The organism is Collinsella sp. AF20-14LB, from assembly GCF_003459505.1.
Lineage (GTDB): Bacteria > Actinomycetota > Coriobacteriia > Coriobacteriales > Coriobacteriaceae > Collinsella.
Genome location: NZ_QRWD01000001.1, coordinates 110,613 through 131,553, shown reverse-complemented (window position 1 = coordinate 131,553; position 20,941 = coordinate 110,613). Strand labels below are relative to the sequence as shown.

Sequence of the window (20,941 nt, the reverse complement as noted above, 5' to 3'; positions counted from 1 at the left end):
GCCCGTCCCGTCTTTATGAAGACAACAAGAAAGGAATCTGCATGTCTGAGTTTGCTGCCGGTCCTGCCGGTCGTATCGAGCGTGTCCGTGCCCTGATGGTTGAGCGTGGCTACGACGCTATCGTGGTGCGCGACGAGGCCAACCTTCGTTGGCTTACGGGCGTCAAGGGCGTCTTCGATTACACCTTCGAGTTCCCGCATGCTGCGTTTATTACGGCTGACCAGTGCCTGTTCCATACCGACTCGCGCTATCTCAACAGCTTTGAGGAGAACACGCCCGCCGGCAGCCCCTGGGTCTACGACATGGACGAGGGCACCATCCCCGGCTGGGTCGCCGGCAAGATCGCGGCCAACAAGTGCCGCGTCTGCGCTGTCGAGGACGACATGCAGATCAATTTCTACCAGGGTATTCAGCGTGGCCTGGAGGACCGCTCCGTTGCCTGCATGCTGCCGCTGATGCATGACGACATCCGTAAGATGCGCGCCATCAAGGACGCCGAGGAGATCGAGCTCATGCGCCACGCGCAGTCGATCACCGACGCCGCCTTCCAGCACATGCTCGGCTATATTAAGCCCGGTATGACTGAGAAACAGGTCCGCAACGAGCTCGAGAACTTTATGTTCGCTAACGGTGCCGATAGCCTGGCCTTTGGCTCCATCGTCGCGAGCGGTCCCAACACCGCCAACCCGCATGCCGTCCCGAGCGACCGCGTGATCGAGAAGGGCGACTTCGTTCTCATGGATTATGGCGCGGGTTACTGCGACTACCGCTCCGACATGACTCGTACCGTCGTGATGGGCGAGCCCACGTCCGAACAGCTCGACCTGTACGCGCTCGTGCGCCGTACGCACGAGGAATGCGTCGCCGCAATCCATCCGGGCGTCGAGGGCAACGACATTTTCAAGCTTTCCAAGAAGATCATCGGCGATGCCGGCTATGGTGATTACTACAACCATGGTCTGGGCCACGGCGTGGGCATTGACATCCACGAGCTGCCCAACTTCAACCGCAGCAAGAATATCATCGAGGTCGGCTCGGTTATCACCATGGAGCCCGGCGTCTACCTGCCCGGCGTGGGCGGCGTGCGTCTGGAGGACTACGGCGTGGTCACCGAGAACGGCTACGAGCCCTTCACCAAGACGCCGCATGACCTTCACGTCATCGATTGCTAGCTCATTTCGATAGATTTTTGGGGCGGGACGTCCGGATCGATTCGGACGCCCCGCGTTCTCTTTTTATGCGCTCGCTGCAGGCGCCGTCTGCAAGTGTATAATTTCGGTCGTATGTAATTTGGACGCCTGTGCGTTCTGCCCATAAGAAGAAAGGTCGCTATGCCTACCATTTCTACCGCCGACTTCAAGAACGGCCTCGGTCTCCGTATTAAGGACAAGGTTTATACCATCGTCGAGTTCCAGCACGTCAAGCCGGGCAAGGGTGGTGCTTTTGTGCGCTACAAGACTCGCGATATCAAGAGCGGTCGTGTCGTTGAGAACACCTGCAACGCCGGCACCAAGTTCGAGAGCGTCATGCTCACCACCCGTGAGTTCCAGTACCTCTACAACGACGGCACCGACTACATCTTCATGGACAACGAGTCCTACGAGCAGGTTCCCGTTCCCGAGGACATGGTGGGCGAGAACTCCAAGTGGCTGCGTGAGAACGACATCTGCCAGCTGCTCTTCGCCGACGACGAGCTCATGGGCGTGACCCCGCCGATGTTCATCGAGACCACCATCGTCCAGACCGACCCGGGCTTTAAGGGCGACACCGTCCAGGGTTCCACCAAGCCGGCCACGATCGACACCGGCGCTGTCATCCAGGTCCCCATGTACCTCAACGAGGGCGAGGTCATTAAGGTTGACACCCGCGATGGCAAGTTCGTCTCCCGCGTCTAGCAACCAACTCTTCTAGGAGGACTCATGCCCCAGGAAATCAAGATTGACGGCATCGGCATTTCACCCGATGTTCTGACCGCCATCGTCTCGCGCGCCGTGTCGGATGTCGAGGGCATCGCCTCCGTTGGCGTCAAGGACCTTGCCACCAACCTTGTCTCCATGATGCTCTCGTCCAAGGCCCCGGCTTCCGAGCCGGCGGTCGAGGCCGAGGTCGTCGGCGACAAGCTCGCACTCACCGTGCGTGTCGTGGTGTTCTTTGGCTATCCGTTCAAGAAACTCGCCGAGGCCGTTCGCGTCGCCGTGGTCACCGCCATCGATGCCCAGGTGGGCGTTGAGGTCGAGCGCGTTGACGTTTGCATCGACGGCCTCGTTTTCCCCAAGGAGTAACCTTTGAGCCTTAAGGTTTATCGCGGGCGCACGCTTGCCCGCAGTCAGGCGCTGCAGCTGCTGTTCCAGGCCGAGGCCACGGACAGCCCGCTCGAGCGCGTCCTCGAGGGCGATTTCCTGATCTCGAAGGGTCCCCTCGACCCCTATGCGCTGGAGCTGTGCCGCGGTGCTTACGAGCATATCGACCGCATCGACTGCGCTCTGCGCGCCGTCGCCAAGAACTGGGATCTTATGCGCATGCCCGGCGCCGACCGCAACCTGCTGCGTATCGCCGTCTACGAGATGCGCTTCCTCACCGACGAGGAGGTCTCGGACGCTATCGTCATCAACGAGGCCGTCGAACTTGCCAAGGCCTATGGCACCGACCAGTCCGCGTCGTTCGTCAACGGCGTGCTGGGCAAGATCGCGCGCAGCGAGGAGTTGCCGGGCGAGGACCTGTACCAGGAACTGCTGGCCGAGGATCGCGCTCGCGAGGAGGCGCAGGCTGCCGAGGCGGCCGCAAAGGTCGCTGCCGCTCAGGCTGCCGCCGGTGTACTTGCCGAGGATGCGGACGCTGCTGAGGCCGTCGAGGCCGACTCCGTCGAGGAGTAGCCATGCCAGAGGGTTCCGTCCGCAACTTCGATGAGATCTCGGATCGCCTGGACCAGATCATCGCCACCGTTCGCTCCAAGGATACCTCCTTGGAGCGTTCGCTCGATCTGTTTGACGAGGCGATTGAGCTGGGCTCCCGCGCGGTCGACATGGTCGATAAGTTTGAGCTGACGCCGCGTGAGGCCGACAAGCTCGAGCAGGAATACGATGAGGATGCGGCAAACGAATCCCAGGATAGCTAGGCCGCATCTCCGGATACGAATGGTTGATGGCATTCATGAAACGCGTGCGTCTTGATGACGAACTGATTTCACAGGGCATCTGCGCCGATCGCGCGGATGCCCTTCGCACTCTTATGGCCGGCTTGGTCTCGAGTGGCGGCGAGCGTTTGACTTCGCCGGGCCTTAAGGTGATCCCGGGCCTGCCGCTGCACGTGAAGGGACGCATTCCCTATGTTGGCCGTGGCGGTCTTAAGCTCGAAGGCGCGCTTGATGCGTTTGGTATCAATCCGACGGGCCTTGCCTGTCTGGATGTGGGCTGCTCTACCGGCGGCTTTACCGATTGCCTGCTTAAGCGCGGAGCTGCGACAGTTGTCTCGGTGGACGTGGGTCGCGCCCAGTTCGATTGGTCGTTGCGTCAGGACGATCGCGTGACGCTGCATGAGCGCACAAACGTGACGCAGCTGCCTGAGCTTGGCTATGCCGGCGCTATCGACCTGGCTGTGTGTGACGTCTCGTTTACCAGCATCGCGAACATTATCGATGCGGTGCTGGCGTGCCTGGCGCCTACGGGTGCATTCTGCACGCTCGTAAAGCCGCAGTTTGAGGCTCCGGCGGCGCTGGTGGGCGAGGGCGGAATTGTGACCGACCCCGCCGTGCGCCGCGATACACTCGTTGCGGCAGTTGAACTCTTTGCTGCCAAGGGGCTGTTCCCGGTCGATGTGTGCGTGTCGCCCATTCATGGTGCCAAGGGAAACGTTGAGTTTTTCCTGTACGGCACGAGATTTGACCCCGGCGACCGAACGCAAGACGAGCTGCAATTCCAGGTATCGGTTTTGAGCGAGAAAGCTGCAACGCTATGAAGGTCTTTCTGGTTCCCAATTACTACAAGCAAGAGGCGGTCGAGAGCGGCCTGATGCTCGAGCTTTGGCTGACGCGCCAGGGCTATGAGGTCGCATGGGCTGCCGACCAGCGATCCAAGATTCAGAGCACGCCTGATATTGACGGCTCCGATCTGGTCATTACGCTCGGCGGCGACGGCACGCTGCTGCGCGCTGCCCGCATCCTCAACCATCGCGAGATTCCTATCCTCGGTCTTTCCTATGGTCACCTGGGCTTTTTGACGGCCGCTAGCCCCGAGGAGCGTGACATTTTGCAGGTTGTGAGTGATGCCCTGTCCGGTGAGCTGCACGTGAGCCGTCGCGCCACCATCGCCGCGGATATCGTGTCCGTGCGCGAAGACGGTACGAAGGATGTCGTTCGCACCTTCGCCCTCAACGACATGGCGCTTACCCGCGGTCCGCTGTCCGATATGGTCGAGTTCGACATCACGGTGTCGGGCCACCATATCGATCGACTGCGCGGTGACGGTGTCGTCGTTTCGACGGCGACCGGCTCCACTGGCTATGCACTATCCGCAGGCGGCCCCATCGTGAGCCCCGACTATACGGGCATGGTCTGCGTACCCATTGCGCCGCACACCATTCAGGCTCGTGCCTTTTTGACCTCGCCGAGTGATGTCGTCGAAATCTTTATGTCTGATGACCGTCCGAGCGTTCCGGCGATCGCTATCGATGGACAGTTTATTACCTGCGATGGCACCGTTGAGAGCGTGGCGGTGCGCCGCGGGCCCGGCGATGTGCTGCTGCTCGACTACGGCCCCGAGAGTTTTTACAACTCGGTGAGCCGCGTATTCTACGGAGTCCGTCATGATCGATGAGCTGCAGGTTTCTAACATTGCACTCATTCGCGAGGCGACGCTGGTGCCGAGTACCGGCCTGACTGTCCTGACCGGCGAGACCGGTGCCGGCAAGACCGCGCTGCTCTCGGCCCTCAAGCTTATTATGGGTGAGCGCGCGGATTCGTCGACGGTGCGCGAGGGCGAGGCGCTGGCGAGTGTCGAGGCGCGCTTGTTCGACGGCCCGCACGACACGGAAGGCTTCACGGTCCAGCGCAGCCTTTCTGCCGAGGGCCGCAGCCGCGTGAAGATTGACGGCCGCATCGCCAGTGTGCGCGAGCTTTCGGAGCGCGTTGGCGTGATGATGGATCTGTGCGGCCAGCACGAGCACCAGCGTTTGCTCGACCCGGCGCATCACGTTGCGATGGTCGATGCGTGGGCAGGGCGCTCTGCGCTCGAGGCGCTGGATGCGTATCGCGCCTGCTTTAAGGCATCGCGCGCTGCCGCCAAGGAGGTTCGACGCGTCGAAGAGGCCTCACGTGCGCAGGGGAGCCGCGTCGAGGAGGCGCGCTTTGCCCTCGAGCGCATCGGCGAGGTCGACCCCAAGCCGGGCGAGTATGAGGAGCTCGATGAGCTGCTGCCGCGCTCCGAGCATGCCGAGGTGCTGGTGGCGACGGCCAACGATGCCCATGCATCGCTTACTGCCGAAGGGGGAGCGCTCGATGCCGTGAACGGCGCCGTGGCAGAACTGTCGCGCATGGCGACCGTCGATCGCAAACTGGGTGACATCGCCGACGCACTTTCGGATGCCTGCATCTCACTCGAGGATTGCGCCAACGAGCTGCGTGCTTATCGCGATGGCGTTGCGTTCGATCCTCGCGACCTCGCTCGCATGCGCGAGCGGTATTCCGACCTTAAGGGACTTCTGCGGCAGTGGGGTCCCACCATGGACGATGTATTTGCCATGCGTGACCGCTCGCGGGAGTTGTTATCGCTGGTGGACGATGGTGACGAGCAGATTAGGAAGGCACGCGAGGCACTCGGCGCGGCGGAGCACGAACTGTTCGCCGCTGCCAAGGCGCTTAAGCGCGCACGCAATACGGCAGCCCCGCGTTTTTGTCACGAGGTGGGTCGTCAGATGGCACGCCTAGAAATGGGCGGCGCTGAGCTGGTCTGGGAGTCCCGCGATCTCCCTCGCGCTGAGTGGACACCCGCGGGCCCTTCGAGCTACGAGCTTCTGTATCGCAGCGGTGCCGGATTGACGCCGCGCCCTCTGCGCCGCATTGCCTCGGGCGGCGAGCTCAGTCGCGTTATGCTGGCGAGCAAGGTGGTCTTGGGTAATGCTGACGGCGTCGACACACTGGTATTTGACGAGGTCGATGCCGGTGTCGGTGGTTCCACGGCTCGTGCTCTTGCTGGTGTGCTGGCCGATCTTGCCGCCACGCATCAAGTGATTGTCGTAACCCACTTGGCGCAAGTCGCCGTCATGGCCGACAAGCATTATGTTGTCAGCAAGGAGCCGGGCGATGTTCCCCAGACGCATTTGGACGAGGTAACCGGCGAAGCGCGTACCGCCGAGATCGCCCGCATGTTGAGCGGCGATCAATCGGAGGCGAGCTTAGCGCACGCCAAGCAGATGCTCGAAGAAGCTCGAGGTTAGGTCGTATCAGCGGTGTTGGTGGGACAAACTAGACTGAAATTTTTGTCCCACTACGCGTTTTACTCAACGACCTTATCCGGCTGGATGAGCTCCTCGTAGTAGCTGATATGTTCGCGAGCGTCTTCAATCTCGGGCAGCAGGAAGTTGTAGATGACTTCGATGATCATCGTGGCGCTGATCTTAGAGAACGCAAAGTCGCCCGTCGTCAGCAGCGCTTCGTGGTTGACGGTATTAAAAGTGTAGTCTGCCAGGCGCGCGAGCGGGGATTTGCTGTCGCTGCTGATGACGACTACGGTTGCGCCGCAGTCGCGAGCCGCTTTTGCCATGCGATTCAAACGGCGCGACTTGCCCGAGTTTGAAATCAGTACGATAACGTCACCCGGGCGTAACGTGAGCGCAAAACCAATCGAGGTCTCGCTAATGGTGCTCGCCATGCAGCGCAGGCCCAGCTGCGAAAACTTAAACGTCGCATCGAGCGCGACCGCGTTCGTATTGCCCACAGCTGCAAACTCAATAACCCCTGCATGCTTAAGGGCATGCACAACAGCCGCCAGCGTATCGTGGTCGATTCCGTCGATGGTCGCATTAAGCTCGCTCACCTTGGCGGCCAGGATGTTCTTGAGGCTCTGCTCCATATTGTCGAGCGAGACCTCGTCAGTCAGGCCCTCGTTGCGCTGGCTTTCCAAATCCCTCGCCAGAGAAAACTGAAAGCTGCGGAAGCTACCAAAGCCCAGCTTGCGGCAGAAGCGCGAAACGGTCGCTTCGGACGTGGCAGCGGCGCGCGAGAGCTGAGCCGCCGTGAGGCGTGGCGCCTCGGACTGGTGCTCCAATATATAGTCGACAATGCGCTGCTCGGACTCGCTGTATCCCTGGTGGGTACTAATGAGGGAAAGTGCGCTCTTGCTACTATCGGTCATGGATGGCTCCTGGTTGGCATGAAAATCGGACTCGTTTGTATTCTCATAGTATAGGGGGATTTTCAATAACAAGATACACCTTGCCGTTTCAAGTGTTGATGGTAAACTTTCACCTACCGTTTACGGTTATGAAAGAACCTTTCACCGGAGAATTGCGCCTTGTCTCTTCTCACGCGGACGGTAGGTTGGTATCTTTCAGTTGTGGAAAAGCGCGCAAGGACGCGCGTGTAGGGGAGCGCCTGCGGGCGCAAAACTTAAAAAGGAGGGACACATGGCTAAGTTTGACATCATCGCCGCCACCGGTTGCCCGACCGGCATCGCGCACACCTTCATGGCGAAGGAGGCGCTGGAGAAGGCAGCTGCCGAGCGAGGTCTGACCATTAAGGTCGAGACCCATGGCCAGGTCGGTGTCGAGAACGAGCTCACCAAGAGCGAGATCGCCGGTGCCAAGGCCGTCGTCGTCGCAGCCGATAAGGATGTCCAGGCTGAGCGTTTCGCCGGCAAGCCCATGGTTTCCGTCGGTGTTTCCAAGGCCCTGTCCGTTGAGGCCGCCGGTAAGCTGATTGACCGCGCGCTCGCCGCCAAGGGCGACAGCACGGTTGCAGTCGCTGCCGATGTCGAGGACGAGACCGAGGAGAAGGAGTCCATCGGCCACGTCATCTACAAGCACCTTATGAACGGTGTCAGCCATATGCTGGTCTTCGTCGTTGCCGGTGGTGTCCTGACCGCCGTCTCGTTCCTGTGGGGCATTACGTCCTTCGATTCGACGGCGTCTGACTACAACAGCTTTGCTGCGATGCTGAAGATCATCGGCGGCATCGCCATGAACCTCATGGTTCCGGTGCTTTCCGCCTACATCGCCGAATCCATCGGCAAGCGCCCGGCGCTCGTCCCCGGTTTTGTTGCCGGTATGATCGCCATCCAGGGCCTGCCTGTTAACGCCGAGACCGGCATGATCGACGCCGGTGGCGCCGGCGTGGGCTTCGGCTTCCTGGGCGGCATCGTCGGCGGCTTCCTCGCCGGCTATGTCATCCTGCTGCTCGAGAAGGTCTTTGCCGGTCTGCCCAAGAACCTAGACGGCCTCAAGGCCATCTTCCTGTACCCGCTGTTCTCGACGGCTATCGTCGGCCTGGTCATGCTCGGCATTTCGGGCCCCATGGCTGCCATCAACACCGCCATGATGGACTTCCTCAAGGGCCTGTCCGCCTCTGGCGCCGTTGTCCTGGGTCTTGCCATCGGCTGCATGTGCGCCTTTGACATGGGTGGCCCGGTCAACAAGGCTGCTTACGTCACCGGTACTGCTATGCTCACCGAGGCACTGGCTGCCGGCGTTGGCACCGATACCTACAACTTCGGCACCAACTTCATGGCTGCCGTCTCTGCCGCCTGCATCGTTCCGCCGCTGATCACTACCTTCGCTGTCGTTGTCGGCAAGAAGTACTTCAGCCAGGAGGATCACGACGCCGGTATCGTCAACCTCATTCTTGGTTGCACCCACATCACCGAGGGCGCCATTCCGTTCATGACCAAGAACATCTGGCCGGTCATGCCCATCATGATGCTCGGTTCCTCCATCGCCTCGATCCTGACCATTATGTTCAACGTCCACGATCCGGCGCCCCACGGTGGCTTCCTGGTCCTGCCCGTTGTCGAGAACGGTCCGCTGTGGGTCCTCGCGATCCTCATCGGCGCTGTGGTCGGTGGCATCCTGTTCGTGGCCTTCAAGAAGTACGACTTCGAGAAGAATCAGAAGGCCGCTCCTATAGCCAAGCCGGTTGAGGCTTCCAAGGCCGCTGCCGTTGAGGCCCCTAAGGCCGAGGCTGCCGACTTCGTGAAGGTTGAGAATGTCTTTGTCGCCGAGGACTTCGCTTCTCGTGACGAGGCTCTGAGCTTCGTTTCCAACCAGGCTGTCAAGGCCGGTATCGCCAGCGACGCCGACGCTGTGATGAACGCCTTCCTGGCCCGCGAGGCCGAGGGCACCACGGGCATGATGGAGGGCTTCGCCATTCCGCATGCCAAGTCCGACGCCATTACCGAGGCTGCCGTCATCGTCGTCAAGGACGAATCCGGCGTGACCGGTTGGGACACCATGGACGGCGCTCCCGTCAACGTGGCTATCGCCCTGCTCATCCCTGGTGCCCAGGCCGGCACTACGCACCTCAAGATCCTGTCCAAGGTCGCCGAGGCGCTCATGGACGAGGACTTCCGTGCCACCGTCAAGGGTTCCACCGACGCCGCCGAGATCGCTAAGACGATCAACGCCCGCCTGGTCTAATCCAGCAGTCAGCGATTAATATCGCCCCCTGTAAAAAGGCGGAGACCCTCACCAGGGCCTCCGCCTTTTTCATCCCTACTCGGCACTTAGGGACGTTCCTTTTCTGCCGGCAGTTTGGGACAGTCCTCAGTCCACAAGAGGGTATAGATAGGCTCCATCAACTAGATCAACCAGGCGAACAAAAAAATAGCTAGAATTCCGTTCGCACGATATTGCTCTGGACCGACCGAGTTTCCGCAGCTTGCTCGCCCACAGGGGGCCGGGCGCGGGCTGTGAGATTTATCGCGAGTTCCGCACGAGCCGAAGAGCACTTAATGTGCTCTTCGTGCGAGCAGGACTGTAGAGCAGGAAATCTCACAGCCCGCGCCCGGCCCCCTGTGGGCGAGCAAGCGGACGACAAACACATCTGTCCAACAATTCGTGCGAAACACAATGAAAAACCGTTTGATGTGAGTTAATATAAACAACGTCGTGAATCTGACTCCTGCCGCATACACGACAGGGGTTAAACACAAAAAGGAGTCAATTATGGTTTCTGAGAAGGCTACCCTCGTCAATCCGCAGGGTCTTCACATGCGTCCGGCTGGTCTGTTCGCCTCCACCATGGGCAAGTATGCCTGTGACGTGACGGTCGTCACCCCCGAGAAGGAGGTCAACGGCAAGTCCCCGATGGCCCTCATGGCTGCTGGTATCCCCTGCGGTACCGAGGTCGAGGTCAAGTGCGACGGCGCTGACGAGGCCGAGGCTCTGGCTGCTGCCATCGAGCTCATCAAGAGCGGTCTTGGCGAGTAGAACTCAAACGGGTCGCATGTTGAACAACTAAGTTCATATTTGGGGGCGCAGTGACCTGTTGTAAGGTAGCTGCGCTCTTTTGTCATGGATATGGCAAAACGCTTTATCACATGACACGGAGAGAGGAATGGGAATGTATCAGGGAGTCAACGCTTCCGAGGGCATCGGTATCGGCACCGTCATGGTCGCCGTCGATCCCGACTTGACGTTTGAGCCGCACGAGGTTGCTGATTCGGCAGCAGAGAAGGAGCGCTATCAGTCCGCTCTTTCGGTCTTCTGCGAGAAGACCCAGGCTCAGGCCGACCACATGAAGGAGACGGTGGGCGAGGCCGAGGCCGAGATCATGAGCGGACACATTGTCCTGGCTCAGGACCCGGGCATGACTGACGCCATCAACGCCGCCATTGACGGTGGCACCTGCGCTGAGCAGGCGCTCATGGACACCTCGACCATGTTCGAGAACATGTTCCTGTCCATGGACGACGAGATGTTCCGTCTGCGCGCGGCCGACATCGCCGACATCCGCACCGGTATTCTGGCCGAGCTGCTGGGCAAGGAGGTCGTCGACCTCTCCGTCCTGCCCGAGAACACCGTCGTTGTCGTGCACGACCTTACGCCGTCCATGACCGCCACGATCGATAAGGCCCACGTTGCCGGTATCGTCACCGAGACCGGTGGCCGCACGTCGCACTCCGCGATCATCGCGCGTGCCCTCGAGATCCCGGCTGTCCTTTCGGTTTCCAACAGCTGCACCGCGCTGCGCAACGGTATGACCGTTGTCGTCGACGGTGGCAAGGGTATCGTTGAGGCCGATCCCGACGAGGAGACGCTCGCTGCCTACACCGCCAAGGCCGAGGCCTTCGCTGCCGAGAAGGCAGCCCTCGAGGCCTTCCGTGGCAAGCCGTCCGTGACTGCCGACGGCATCAAGAAGATCATCGCTTGCAACATCGGTAACCCCGATGACGTGCCCAACGCGCTCGATCACGACGCCGAGGCTATCGGTCTGTTCCGCTCCGAGTTCCTGTTCATGGACTCTGCTGAGCTTCCTTCCGAGGAGGAGCAGTTCAACGCCTACCGCAAGGTCGCCAGTGCGCTTAAGGGCGCTCCGGTCATCATCCGCACGCTCGATGTGGGTGGCGACAAGGAAATTCCGTACCTGCACATGGTCAAGGAAGAGAACCCCTTCATGGGCTTCCGCGCCGTGCGTTACTGCCTGGCCAACCCCGACCAGTACAAGGTCCAGCTCCGCGCCCTGCTGCGCGCCAGCGCCTTTGGTGACGTCAAGATCATGATCCCGCTCGTCACCTGCGTCGAGGAGGTCTTGGCTGTCAAGGAGCTCGTCGAGCAGTGCAAGGCCGAGCTGACCGAAGAGGGTCGCAAGTTCAACGAGAACATCGAGGTCGGCATTATGGTCGAGACGCCCGCCGCTTCGCTGCTCGCAGACCGTCTGGCCGAGGTCGCCGACTTCTTCTCTATCGGCACCAACGACCTGATCGGCTACACCATGTGCGCCGACCGTGGCAACGACACCATCTCCAACCTGTACCAGGTGTACTATCCCGCCGTGCTCCGCTCGCTCAAGAACATCATCGAGAGCGGCGTTAAGGCCGGCATCATGGTCGGTATGTGCGGCGAGGCCGCTGCCGATCCGCTGCTCGAGCCGCTGCTGATCAGCTGGGGCCTGGAGGAGTTCTCGATGAGCGCTCCGTCCATCCTGCGCGCCCGCAAGACCATCAGCCAGTGGACCAAGGCCGAGTGCGATGAGCTCGCCGAGAAGGCGCTCGCCTGCAACACCGCCGCCGAGGTCAAGGCACTGCTCGAGTCCGCAGCTCGCTAATTTGGTATCAGAGGTAACCGCGTGGTTGGAATGGGCCTGCCACGCGGCCCTCACATATACAGGGGGTACTGTAAATGTTCTACACGCTAACCGCTAACCCGGCTGTCGACATGACGGTTTCGAGCTCTCCGCTCGAGCCCGACGAGAACGTCCGCACCGGCTCGGCCAGCTACACGGCTAACGGCAAGGGCCTCGACGTGTCCTTCGCCTTTAAGAAGATGGGCGTCGACACCGTCGCGCTCGGCTTCTTCGCTGGCTTTACGGGCAAGTTCATCGTCGAGGAGGTCATGAACCTGGGTTGCCTCTGCCGCCCGGTCTGGACCGACGGTATCACGCGCATTAACACCTACGTCAACGATGGCCAGCACGAGTACGGCATCCTGAACCCTGGCGCTCCTATTACGCCGCAGCACCAGGAGGAGCTCTACAACATCCTGGACACCGCGGGCGATCTTGAGTGCCTGATCGTCTCCGGCTCCGTGCCTCCCAAAGCTACGCCCGACTTCCTGGCTCAGGTCATGGAGCACGCTCAGGCTCGTGGCGCCGACGTCGTCCTGGACCTTTCCTCCGACAAGCTCAAGGAGCTCGCTCACAAGAAGCCGCTGCTCATCAAGCCGAACCATCACGAGATGAAGGCTATCTTCGGCGTGCCGGTTGACACTGACGACGAGGTCCGCGTTGCCATGAAGATGGCTCACGACGCTGGCGTTCAGAACGTGCTGCTTACCCGTGGTAGCCGCGGCGACGCTTACTTCTCCAACGGCGAGGACATCTGGTACGCCAAGCGTGAGTTCAACATCAAGCTGGTTTCTTCCGTCTGCGCCGGCGACTGCACCCTCGCTGCGTTCCTGCACAAGTGGTACAGGGATCGCGACAACGTCGAGGAGGCCATGAAGCTCGCTATGGCCACCGGCGCCAACGTCGCCGAGTCCGTCGGCATCGGCGACTTCGGTCACGTCGATGAGTATAGCAAGCGCGTTGCTGTCCGCAAGCTCGATCGTCAGTAATCGAAACGCGACATATTCGTGCGCATGTGGCGCCCCGGTTTCGGCTGGGGCGCCTTTTTGTTCCGCCACGGGGGAGAGGTGTCCCGCCGTACTTCATCGCTTCCACACCGTTCACCGAGTTGTCCTAGCCTTTTACCGATGCGTGGAATATACTTTCATTAACACGTTGCTTCGTGAAAGGAACATTCATGATTTATACGCTCACTGCAAATCCCGCTATTGACTACAACATCGCCTGCGACGGTCTTTCCGCCAACACCGTCACCCGCACGCGTGACGCGGTCTATACGCCCAACGGCAAGGGCCTCAACGTCTCGTTCACCCTTGATCACTACGGTGTCGACACGACGATCTTGGGCTTTTTCGCCGGTTTCTCGGGCGAGTTTATCGTTAAGGGCGCCGAGGCCTTGGGCGTGCCCGTCAAGCCCGTGTGGACCGACGGCATCACGCGCGTCAATGTGTTCCTCAACGCCGGCCCTGACACCGAGTACAACATGGTCAACGCCGGTGCTGCCATCAACGAGGCCAACGAGCAGGAGATGTTTGAGCTCATCGATTCGCTCGATGACATGACCTGCCTGGTCATCAGCGGCTCGCTGCCTCCCAACACTTCCGAGGGCTTCCTGGCCGAGGTCCTGCGCCGCGTCAAGGCCAAGGGGGCCGAGTTCGTCCTCGACATCTCGAGCCATCAGCTGGCAGACCTCATTGCCATGGAGCCGCTGCTGATCAAGCCCAATGACGACGAGCTGCTCGACATCTTTGGCATCAAGGTGAGCGGTGGCGACGACGAGTCCGTCAAGGGCGCCATGGCCGAGCTGCACGCCAAGGGCGCCAAGAACGTGCTGCTGACCCTCGGTGGCGACGGCGCGTACTTCTCCAACGGCGAGCATATCTGGTTTGCCAATCGCACCTTCGACGTCAAGCTGCTGTCGACGGTGTGCGCCGGCGATTCCTCGCTCGCTGCCTTCCTGTCCGTGTGGCACGACGCCCCCGAGCGCGTCGAGGATGCCCTGCGCCTCTCGATGGCCACCGGCGCCAACGTGGTCGAGTGCCCGGGTCTGGGCGATTTTGCCAAGGTGGACGAATATATGAAGCACATTGTGGTTCGCCAGGTCTGCTAGCAGCATCGATATGTCGTTGCCGAACACCCGCTTTGGATTACCAAGGCGGGTGTTTTTTGCGCGCTGAACGTATGTGGCGTCTGCTGTCTCGATTTATCTAATCGACGACGCGATTGCGTGTGCGTGTTTTCTCGTTTCTTGTTAGACTTCTTGAGAACCATCGATTCACGCTCACAAGTGCAGGAGGCCATAGGCATGTGCAATGTTTCGCTCAACGGTACTCAACCGTCCGATGCGTCCCTGTGCGTCCTGCGCGCGCTTGAGGCGGCTGGTCTTGAGGCTTGGTACGTGGGCGGTTGGGTGCGCGACGCCCTGATGGGGTGCCCCAGCCACGATGTTGATATGTGCTGTAGCGGCCTGTGGCAGGAGTCCAAAGCGGCGCTCGAGGCCGCCGGCATCGCGGTTGTGGAGTCCGGCATTAAATTTGGCGGAATCACGGCTATTTCCGATGGCGAGCGTATCGAGGTCACCACGTACCGTCTGGATGGCTTTTACACCGATGGTCGCCATCCCCAGAGTGTGGAGCGTGCCGCCTCGCTCGAGGACGATCTGGCGCGCCGCGACTTTACCGTCAACGCCATGGCCTGGCATCCCGAGCGCGGGCTTGTCGACCGCTATGACGGCCAGGGTGATCTGGAGCGCAAGCTGATTCGCGCTGTCGGCGATCCCAAGCGCCGCTTTAACGAGGACGCCCTGCGCATGCTGCGTGCGGTACGCTTTGCCTGCCGCCTTGACTTTATGATTGAGCCCGAGACCAAGCGCGCGCTTGCAGAGTGTGCACCGCTGCTCGATGCCGTGGCGCGCGAGCGTGTGGGTATTGAGCTCGAGGGCATTCTTTCGACCGGTCATGGGGGAGACGCGATGCTTCGCTATCCCGAGCTCATCTGTGCCGCCGTGCCCGAGCTCGCGTCCGCTCGCGGGTTTGATCAACGCAGCGTCTATCATGCGTTTAACGTCTACGAGCATATCGCCCGCGTGCTGACGGTGGCAGGGGAGCTGGCGCTGTGCGACGGCGTCGCGCCCTCGTCGAGCCTTATGTGGGCGGCGTTTTTGCACGACGTTTCCAAACCCGAGTGCTTTACGGTCGATCACGACGGCAGCGGCCACTTCTACGGTCATCCCGAGCTCGGCGCCAAGAAGGCGCGTGTCATCATGGATCGCCTGGCGCTCTCGCACGATTTGGTGCGCGATGTGTGCCTGCTGATCAAATACCATGACAAGCCGCTGCGCCCCGAGCGTACTTGTCTGCTCAATATGATGCGCGCGCTTTCGGGCGAGGGTGTCGACACGCCGCGTCTGATGGACGAGCTCATGGATCTTAAGCGTGCTGACACACTTGGCAAGGCCCCGTCGTGCTTCTATTACGTCGAGACGATCGAGGAGATGCGTACGCTCGCCCACGATCTGCTGCAGGCGGGGGAGCCCTATACACTCAAGATGCTTGCCATTAATGGTGGCGACCTGATCCGCGCCGGCGTCAAGCCGGGGTCGGAGCTGGGACAGCTTCTCAACGCCGCCCTCGACGCCGTGATCGAGGACAACATCCCCAACAACCGCGAAGCCCTCCTGGCTCATCTCAACTTGAACTAGCTAACCAGTTGACCTGCGCGTTCCATAACCTGCCGACAATTTTTTCGGCAATTTGGAATTTCTTCTTGCGCTGATGTTTTTTGTCCCGTAATATATTTCCTCGCAGCACGGCAGTGCAGATGTCATGTGGCCCGTTCGTCTAGCGGTTTAGGACGCCGCCCTCTCAAGGCGGAGATCACCAGTTCGAATCTGGTACGGGCTACCACTTCTTTTCTGCTGAGGCTTATGGCCCGTTCGTCTAGCGGTTTAGGACGCCGCCCTCTCAAGGCGGAGATCACCAGTTCGAATCTGGTACGGGCTACCACGCATCTGATACCCGGTCTTCTCATGGAAGCCCGGGTTTTTTATTTTCAATCAACCGTCTGCAATTCCCGTTTGAACCAGAGCTTTGCGTTCTGCCTATGGGCCTTACGGGTACAATAACCAAGATATTTTGACTGTTAGAAGGAGTCTCATGACGGAGTCCTCTCAGCATACGTCTAAGCCCCAGGTCGAGGTTGAGGCCTCGGGCGGAGATGACAATAAGAGCGCACGCCGCGGCGCCATCTTTATCGGCGTCGTGCTGGTGGGTTATATCGTCTATCTGGTGGTAACCGGGCAGATGGGGCAGTTCTGGGCTGCTATGTCGAGCGTGCAGGCGTCATGGCTCTTTGTCGCGTGTCTTTGCATGTTCATGTATCTGTTCTTTGGCATTGTGGCCTATGCGATCGCCGTATGGCTTGACCCCAATTCACCCGTCGGCATTCGCGACCTGATCTCGGTCGAGGCGAGTGGCATCTTCTTTGGCAACCTCACGCCTATGATGATGGGCTCGACTCCCGCCCAGATCTACCGCCTGACCAAGGCGGGCCAAAATGTCGGCGAGGCCGGAGCCACGCAGTTCACGCGCTTTATTGTGTACCAGTTTGGCCTCGTTGCCTGGGGGGCTATCCTACTGCTTGCTCGCATGCCGTTTTTTGCCGAGCGCTATGGCGACATGACGCTGCTGTGCGTCTTTAGCTTTGGTGGGCACTGCTGCATCTTGCTGGGCATCTTCGCCGTCGCGCTCATGCCTAAGACCGTCACGCGCGTTGCCCATTGCATCATCAATTGGCTCGAGCGCATAGGTGTCTCGGCCACTAAGATCGAGGGATGGCGCACGTTTGTCGACGGCGAGATCTACTCCTTCTCCGAGAAGTTCAAGCTTTCGGCCGGACATTTTTCTTCCATGCTGCTCACCGTGTTTATCACCATGCTGCAGCTCGCGTTTTTCTATCTGGTTCCGTATTTCCTGATGCTTGCCTTTGGCCACCACGAGGTCGACTTTTTCTCGGTCATGGCCGCGAGCGCCTTTGTCCAGCTGCTGAGCTCTGCGGTTCCCTTGCCCGGTGGAACTGGTGGCGCTGAGGGCGGCTTTGCATTGTTCTTGGGTCATTTCTTTGGGTCGGCTTCGACCGCCGGCTATCTGCTGTGGCGCCTCATTACGTTTATTGCGCCGACCATTTTGGCTGCGCCCCTGCTGGGACTTAAGAGCGCCCACAACGAGAGCATCCATGCGCGCTGGGATCGCGTGATGCGCAAACTCGGCCGCACGTCTCAGACGCCCTCTGCGCCCACTAAGCCGCACCCCACGAATGCGGTTACCGTTGATCCCAAGAAGCACGCTCAGAAGGCTTCTGGGACCGCTAAGCCGGCTCATAAAGCCTATGTGCGCCAGACAGGCGACGGTATTCGCGTATCTCCGTCGGCACTCAATAAGAAGAAGCACCCTAAGTCGCAGTAGGGCAGTCGTGCGTTCTTCATGATGCGGGGCATATTTGTGCTGTATGGGGGATAATCCTCTTACGTAGATTATCTCTCATCTGTTGATGAATGCCCGCATATCGAAGGGACACGCCCATGGCCACCAGCAAACCGCGTATTGATCGCCGTATCGTTCGCAGCCGCAATGCCATCCTTTCCGCTTTTGAGCGCTTGCTCATGGAAAAGCCGCTGGCAGACATTACGGTGAGTGCCATCGCGCGCGAGGCCAATGTCGACCGTAAAACCTTCTACGTGCACTTTGGTACGGTTGATGGCTTGCTCGATGCCATTGCCGTCGATGTGGTGGAGATGATTGTCGACTCGGTCGAGAAAACGCTTGCTTCCATGGACGGTGACACCAACGAGCGCGCCCTGGGCGCGGCGGCGACCTTCTTTAAAACCGTTAACGAGGCGCTGTGCAACAACCTGGTGCTCAATCGTCAGCTGATCGAGAACATTCCGCTCGATGATTTTATGGCTCGTCTTCGTGCGCCGCTCGAGCACGAGATTGCCGAGCGCGATCTGCTGCCCCACGGTCTCAAGGACGAGATGTTCGACTACTATCTGGCGTTTTTGCTGTCGGGTATTATCGGAATCTATCGCACACGGGCGCTGTCTGACGGCTCGGTTCCTATCGAGCGCGTCTCGGAGGTCGCCAACGACCTGACTCTCAATGGCCTGTCGAGTCTGGAATCTCGCTTGGATTAGGCGCAGGCTCGAGTTCGCGAGGCGCTTGTCGGGGTGCAGCCCGATCGACCAGGCGACGAGCATCCCGCCGAAGCAGTCGATGACCGGGCTCAGGTAGACCTTCTCGCCGCCCGGGAGCCTGAACTCGGTGATGTCGGTGAGCCACAGCAGGTTGGGCTCGTCGGCGTGGAAATTCCTGTTTACGAGGTTCTCCGGCGCCTTGTAGACCTCGCCGGCGTAGGAGCTGTAGCCTGAGGATCCTTAAAAGAAAGTCCAGTTTATCCTTTCCACCCCAATTGGGAATCCTCCGATGCGCCTTCGCACGCTCGCATGACCTCGATACCGTGCGAGCGTGCGAACTCGACGAGCTCTGCGTTGCGGGCGTTAATGGTGCCGAAGGCGGCGGGGCACACGATAAGGCGCGCGCAGTGGACGAGGAGCTCTTTGGCGCGGGCTATGGTTTTATCCCCGATCGGCTCGAAGGCGCGCTCGGCCACGCATTCCGCCGCCAGGTCGCGCGCTAGCTCGCAGTCGATGTCCCCTTCGTGCAGAACGCCCGTGTAGAACGCCTTGCCCTGCCGGATGAGCTGGCGAAACACAGCCGACCCCGTACCTGCGCCGGCGATGACGAACGTGTGCGCATCGCCGTGCGGGCGTCCAATTTCCACGCTGCCGAAGCGCTCGTTGAAGGTGCCATGTTGAAGGCCGTAGAGCTCGCCAATCGTCTCGCGCGTGAATATGTCCTCGGGTGCGCCGGCGCGGAAGACCCGGCCGTCCTTCACGCAAATCACCTTGTCGGCGCTTTTCTGCGCGAGCTCGAGTTCGTGGATGGACATGATGACAGCCACATTCCGCGATTTCGCAAGGTGGCGAAGTATTCGCAGCAGGTCGATCTGGTAGCGGATATCGAGATATGACGTGGGCTCGTCGAGCACGAGCACACGCGGATCCTGCGCGATGGCGCGTGCGAGCATGACGCGCTGGCGTTGCCCGTCGCTTATCTGCATGAAGTCGCGCTCGGCGAGCTCTTCCACATGTGCGGTTTTCATGGCCTCGTCGACCCGACTATGGTCGTCGGGCGAGAGTGTGCCCATTCGCCCGGTGTAGGGGTGCCTTCCCGCCTCTACGACATCGCGGCAGGTGAGGAGCTCGGTCCGGGGGCGATCCGTCAGCATAACGGCAAGGTTCCTTGCGAACTCCGCCGTCTTCCATCGGGAAATCTCCCGTCCGTCGAGCTCGACCGCACCGGCAAGTGGTGCCAGATGGCGTGTGATGGTTTTCAAGATGGTCGACTTGCCCGAGCCGTTCGGCCCGATGAGCGCCACGACGTCGCCCGCGCGAACCTCCAGATCGACGCCTTTGACTACAACCTTCTTGTCGTAGCCCGCAGACAGGTTGCTTATGCGGAAAAGCGGCGCTCCGTCAGCCTGCGTTTTGGGCCGCGGCACGAATTCTCCCATCTACCTCACCCGCTTCTTCAACATGAGCGCGATAACCACCGGCGCGCCGAAGATGGCGGTGACGGCGCTGATGGAAAGCTCGACGGGAGAGAACAGCGTGCGTGCGATCAAATCGCAGCCCGCGCAGAAGATGGCGCCTCCCAAGAAGCACGCAGGAATCACGCGGATGGGCTTCGACGACTTTAGCGCTGACTTCACGAGATGCGGAACCGCGATTCCTACGAACGACACCGGACCAGCGAACGCGGTCACGCAGGCGGAGAGCATGCTCGCTAGAAGGACGAGCACCAAGCGGAAGCGTGCGACGTTCACGCCGACGCTTTTCGCGTAGGCTTCTCCCAGCTGGAAGGCGGAAAGGGGCTTCGATATCGCGAATACGCATGCGCTCACGGTGATCACCACGACCGCGATGACCGCGATGTCGTCCCAGCTCGAACCCGAGAAGCTACCCAAAGACCAGTTGTGCAGGTTCACGATGGACTGGTCGTCGGCGAAGGCGATGAGGAAGTTCGTCGCCGCCGAGCAGATGTATCCCACCATGACGCCCGCCACGATGAGCATGGCCATGGAACTTATGCGCCGTGCGATGAGGAGCACGAAGCCGATGGTGATAAGCGAGCCCAGAAACGCTGCGGCCACCATGGCCGGCGAAGACATGGCCATGTTCGCGCCTAGAAGTACGATCATCGTAAGCGCGACGACGAACTTTGCGCCCGAGGAGACGCCCAAGATGAACGGGTCGGCGATGGGGTTGTTGAAAAACGTCTGCAGCAGGAACCCGGAAAGCGAAAGTGCCCCGCCGAGAAGCACGGCTGAAAGCACGCGCGGCAGGCGAATCTCCCAGATGACCTGGCTTTCCATGGAATTGGCCGCGCCGCCCGAAAGGATGCCGGGGATGTGGTCTGCGGGCACGAGCACGCTCCCGATGCACAGGTTGGCCCCGACGAGCACGATGAGGGCAACAGCGAGCAGCGCCGTCACGACGCGACACCGCGCGGCGCGCCCCGATTCGTCGTATGCCATGGAAAGCCGGCTTCTCATGGC

General features: G+C 60.4%; 19 protein-coding genes, 2 tRNA genes and 1 pseudogene. 18 read left to right on the top strand and 4 right to left on the bottom strand.

Going from position 1 to position 20,941, the window contains the following annotated elements:
- Nucleotides 1–41 precede the first annotated feature (41 nt).
- The 8 genes from DWX63_RS00590 to DWX63_RS00555 all read left to right on the top strand — a co-directional run bounded on the left by DWX63_RS00590 (nucleotide 42) and on the right by DWX63_RS00555 (nucleotide 6,429).
- Entirely contained in the window at nucleotides 42–1,172 is a 1,131-nt protein-coding gene (locus DWX63_RS00590; protein WP_117842478.1) for a Xaa-Pro peptidase family protein, read from the top strand.
- 159 nt (nucleotides 1,173–1,331) lie between these two features.
- Nucleotides 1,332–1,895, top strand: coding sequence for an elongation factor P (gene efp / locus DWX63_RS00585; protein ID WP_006233983.1), 564 nt, complete (start codon nucleotides 1,332–1,334; stop codon nucleotides 1,893–1,895).
- Between the two features lie 24 nt (nucleotides 1,896–1,919).
- Nucleotides 1,920–2,282 carry an Asp23/Gls24 family envelope stress response protein gene (locus tag DWX63_RS00580; RefSeq protein ID WP_117842477.1) on the top strand — a complete coding sequence of 121 codons (363 nt, stop codon included), beginning with the start codon at nucleotides 1,920–1,922 and terminating at the stop codon, nucleotides 2,280–2,282.
- Nucleotides 2,283–2,285: 3 nt separating this feature from the next.
- Entirely contained in the window at nucleotides 2,286–2,873 is a 588-nt protein-coding gene (gene nusB / locus DWX63_RS00575) for a transcription antitermination factor NusB (protein WP_117842476.1), read from the top strand.
- 2 nt (nucleotides 2,874–2,875) lie between these two features.
- Nucleotides 2,876–3,115, top strand: a complete 240-nt coding sequence (locus tag DWX63_RS00570; RefSeq protein WP_006233978.1) for an exodeoxyribonuclease VII small subunit — start codon at nucleotides 2,876–2,878, stop codon at nucleotides 3,113–3,115.
- 35 nt (nucleotides 3,116–3,150) lie between these two features.
- Entirely contained in the window at nucleotides 3,151–3,954 is an 804-nt protein-coding gene (locus tag DWX63_RS00565; RefSeq protein ID WP_229077119.1) for a TlyA family RNA methyltransferase, read from the top strand.
- Nucleotides 3,951–4,811, top strand: a complete 861-nt coding sequence (locus DWX63_RS00560; protein WP_035138200.1) for an NAD(+)/NADH kinase — start codon at nucleotides 3,951–3,953, stop codon at nucleotides 4,809–4,811. Before DWX63_RS00565 ends, DWX63_RS00560 begins: the two co-directional genes overlap by 4 nt.
- Nucleotides 4,801–6,429 (top strand): DNA repair protein RecN, encoded by a 1,629-nt coding sequence (locus DWX63_RS00555; protein WP_117842474.1) that lies wholly within the window; start codon nucleotides 4,801–4,803, stop codon nucleotides 6,427–6,429. The genes DWX63_RS00560 and DWX63_RS00555 overlap by 11 nt, the downstream gene beginning before the upstream one ends.
- A gap of 59 nt (nucleotides 6,430–6,488) precedes the next feature.
- On the opposite strand, the gene DWX63_RS00550 is transcribed toward DWX63_RS00555, so the two are convergent.
- Nucleotides 6,489–7,346, bottom strand: a complete 858-nt coding sequence (locus DWX63_RS00550) for a MurR/RpiR family transcriptional regulator (RefSeq protein ID WP_117806188.1) — start codon at nucleotides 7,344–7,346, stop codon at nucleotides 6,489–6,491.
- Nucleotides 7,347–7,617: 271 nt separating this feature from the next.
- Between DWX63_RS00550 and DWX63_RS00545 the strand changes: the two genes are divergently transcribed.
- The 10 genes from DWX63_RS00545 to DWX63_RS00500 all read left to right on the top strand — a co-directional run bounded on the left by DWX63_RS00545 (nucleotide 7,618) and on the right by DWX63_RS00500 (nucleotide 18,458).
- Nucleotides 7,618–9,621 (top strand): fructose-specific PTS transporter subunit EIIC, encoded by a 2,004-nt coding sequence (locus DWX63_RS00545; RefSeq protein WP_117842473.1) that lies wholly within the window; start codon nucleotides 7,618–7,620, stop codon nucleotides 9,619–9,621.
- A gap of 528 nt (nucleotides 9,622–10,149) precedes the next feature.
- Complete coding sequence (locus DWX63_RS00540) at nucleotides 10,150–10,413, top strand: HPr family phosphocarrier protein (RefSeq protein ID WP_022094575.1); 264 nt, start codon at nucleotides 10,150–10,152, stop codon at nucleotides 10,411–10,413.
- A gap of 133 nt (nucleotides 10,414–10,546) precedes the next feature.
- A complete protein-coding gene (gene ptsP / locus DWX63_RS00535) occupies nucleotides 10,547–12,250 on the top strand; it encodes a phosphoenolpyruvate--protein phosphotransferase (protein WP_117800215.1) in 1,704 nt (567 codons plus the stop codon).
- Between the two features lie 74 nt (nucleotides 12,251–12,324).
- Nucleotides 12,325–13,257 (top strand): 1-phosphofructokinase family hexose kinase, encoded by a 933-nt coding sequence (locus DWX63_RS00530; RefSeq protein WP_006233969.1) that lies wholly within the window; start codon nucleotides 12,325–12,327, stop codon nucleotides 13,255–13,257.
- A gap of 188 nt (nucleotides 13,258–13,445) precedes the next feature.
- Nucleotides 13,446–14,378, top strand: coding sequence for a 1-phosphofructokinase family hexose kinase (locus tag DWX63_RS00525; RefSeq protein ID WP_117842472.1), 933 nt, complete (start codon nucleotides 13,446–13,448; stop codon nucleotides 14,376–14,378).
- Between the two features lie 195 nt (nucleotides 14,379–14,573).
- A complete protein-coding gene (locus DWX63_RS00520; protein WP_117842471.1) occupies nucleotides 14,574–15,968 on the top strand; it encodes a CCA tRNA nucleotidyltransferase in 1,395 nt (464 codons plus the stop codon).
- A 128-nt stretch (nucleotides 15,969–16,096) separates the two neighbouring features.
- Nucleotides 16,097–16,173, top strand: a tRNA-Glu gene (locus DWX63_RS00515).
- Nucleotides 16,174–16,195: 22 nt separating this feature from the next.
- Nucleotides 16,196–16,272 (top strand) — tRNA-Glu (locus DWX63_RS00510).
- 150 nt (nucleotides 16,273–16,422) lie between these two features.
- The gene (locus tag DWX63_RS00505; RefSeq protein WP_117842470.1) at nucleotides 16,423–17,730 is read left to right on the top strand and encodes a lysylphosphatidylglycerol synthase transmembrane domain-containing protein; all 1,308 of its coding nucleotides are present in this window, start codon (nucleotides 16,423–16,425) and stop codon (nucleotides 17,728–17,730) included.
- 116 nt (nucleotides 17,731–17,846) lie between these two features.
- Nucleotides 17,847–18,458, top strand: coding sequence for a TetR/AcrR family transcriptional regulator (locus DWX63_RS00500; protein ID WP_158559576.1), 612 nt, complete (start codon nucleotides 17,847–17,849; stop codon nucleotides 18,456–18,458).
- A 3-nt stretch (nucleotides 18,459–18,461) separates the two neighbouring features.
- On the opposite strand, the pseudogene DWX63_RS00495 reads toward DWX63_RS00500, so the two are convergent.
- From DWX63_RS00495 to DWX63_RS00485, 3 genes and pseudogenes are all read right to left on the bottom strand, one after another.
- Nucleotides 18,462–18,686 (bottom strand): annotated as a pseudogene (locus DWX63_RS00495) (DDE-type integrase/transposase/recombinase); the annotation flags it as partial.
- Nucleotides 18,687–18,715: 29 nt separating this feature from the next.
- On the bottom strand, nucleotides 18,716–19,885 hold the full coding sequence (locus tag DWX63_RS00490) for an ABC transporter ATP-binding protein (RefSeq protein WP_117842573.1): 1,170 nt from the start codon (nucleotides 19,883–19,885) through the stop codon (nucleotides 18,716–18,718).
- Between the two features lie 12 nt (nucleotides 19,886–19,897).
- On the bottom strand, nucleotides 19,898–20,920 hold the full coding sequence (locus DWX63_RS00485) for an iron ABC transporter permease (protein WP_117842468.1): 1,023 nt from the start codon (nucleotides 20,918–20,920) through the stop codon (nucleotides 19,898–19,900).
- Between the last annotated feature and the right edge of the window lie 21 nt (nucleotides 20,921–20,941).

Excerpts from the sequence above, each read along its gene's own strand:
- DWX63_RS00565 (WP_229077119.1), top strand. The coding sequence starts at position 3,151 with ATGAAACGCGTGCGTCTTGATGACGAACTGATTTCACAGGGCATCTGC.
- DWX63_RS00540 (WP_022094575.1), top strand. The coding sequence starts at position 10,150 with ATGGTTTCTGAGAAGGCTACCCTCGTCAATCCGCAGGGTCTTCACATG.
- DWX63_RS00550 (WP_117806188.1), bottom strand. The coding sequence starts at position 7,346 with ATGACCGATAGTAGCAAGAGCGCACTTTCCCTCATTAGTACCCACCAG.
- DWX63_RS00525 (WP_117842472.1), top strand. The coding sequence starts at position 13,446 with ATGATTTATACGCTCACTGCAAATCCCGCTATTGACTACAACATCGCC.
- ptsP (WP_117800215.1), top strand. The coding sequence starts at position 10,547 with ATGTATCAGGGAGTCAACGCTTCCGAGGGCATCGGTATCGGCACCGTC.
- DWX63_RS00530 (WP_006233969.1), top strand. The coding sequence starts at position 12,325 with ATGTTCTACACGCTAACCGCTAACCCGGCTGTCGACATGACGGTTTCG.
- DWX63_RS00545 (WP_117842473.1), top strand. The coding sequence starts at position 7,618 with ATGGCTAAGTTTGACATCATCGCCGCCACCGGTTGCCCGACCGGCATC.
- DWX63_RS00560 (WP_035138200.1), top strand. The coding sequence starts at position 3,951 with ATGAAGGTCTTTCTGGTTCCCAATTACTACAAGCAAGAGGCGGTCGAG.
- efp (WP_006233983.1), top strand. The coding sequence starts at position 1,332 with ATGCCTACCATTTCTACCGCCGACTTCAAGAACGGCCTCGGTCTCCGT.
- DWX63_RS00590 (WP_117842478.1), top strand. The coding sequence starts at position 42 with ATGTCTGAGTTTGCTGCCGGTCCTGCCGGTCGTATCGAGCGTGTCCGT.
- DWX63_RS00555 (WP_117842474.1), top strand. The coding sequence starts at position 4,801 with ATGATCGATGAGCTGCAGGTTTCTAACATTGCACTCATTCGCGAGGCG.
- DWX63_RS00500 (WP_158559576.1), top strand. The coding sequence starts at position 17,847 with ATGGCCACCAGCAAACCGCGTATTGATCGCCGTATCGTTCGCAGCCGC.
- DWX63_RS00485 (WP_117842468.1), bottom strand. The coding sequence starts at position 20,920 with ATGGCATACGACGAATCGGGGCGCGCCGCGCGGTGTCGCGTCGTGACG.
- DWX63_RS00505 (WP_117842470.1), top strand. The coding sequence starts at position 16,423 with ATGACGGAGTCCTCTCAGCATACGTCTAAGCCCCAGGTCGAGGTTGAG.
- DWX63_RS00570 (WP_006233978.1), top strand. The coding sequence starts at position 2,876 with ATGCCAGAGGGTTCCGTCCGCAACTTCGATGAGATCTCGGATCGCCTG.
- DWX63_RS00580 (WP_117842477.1), top strand. The coding sequence starts at position 1,920 with ATGCCCCAGGAAATCAAGATTGACGGCATCGGCATTTCACCCGATGTT.
- DWX63_RS00520 (WP_117842471.1), top strand. The coding sequence starts at position 14,574 with ATGTGCAATGTTTCGCTCAACGGTACTCAACCGTCCGATGCGTCCCTG.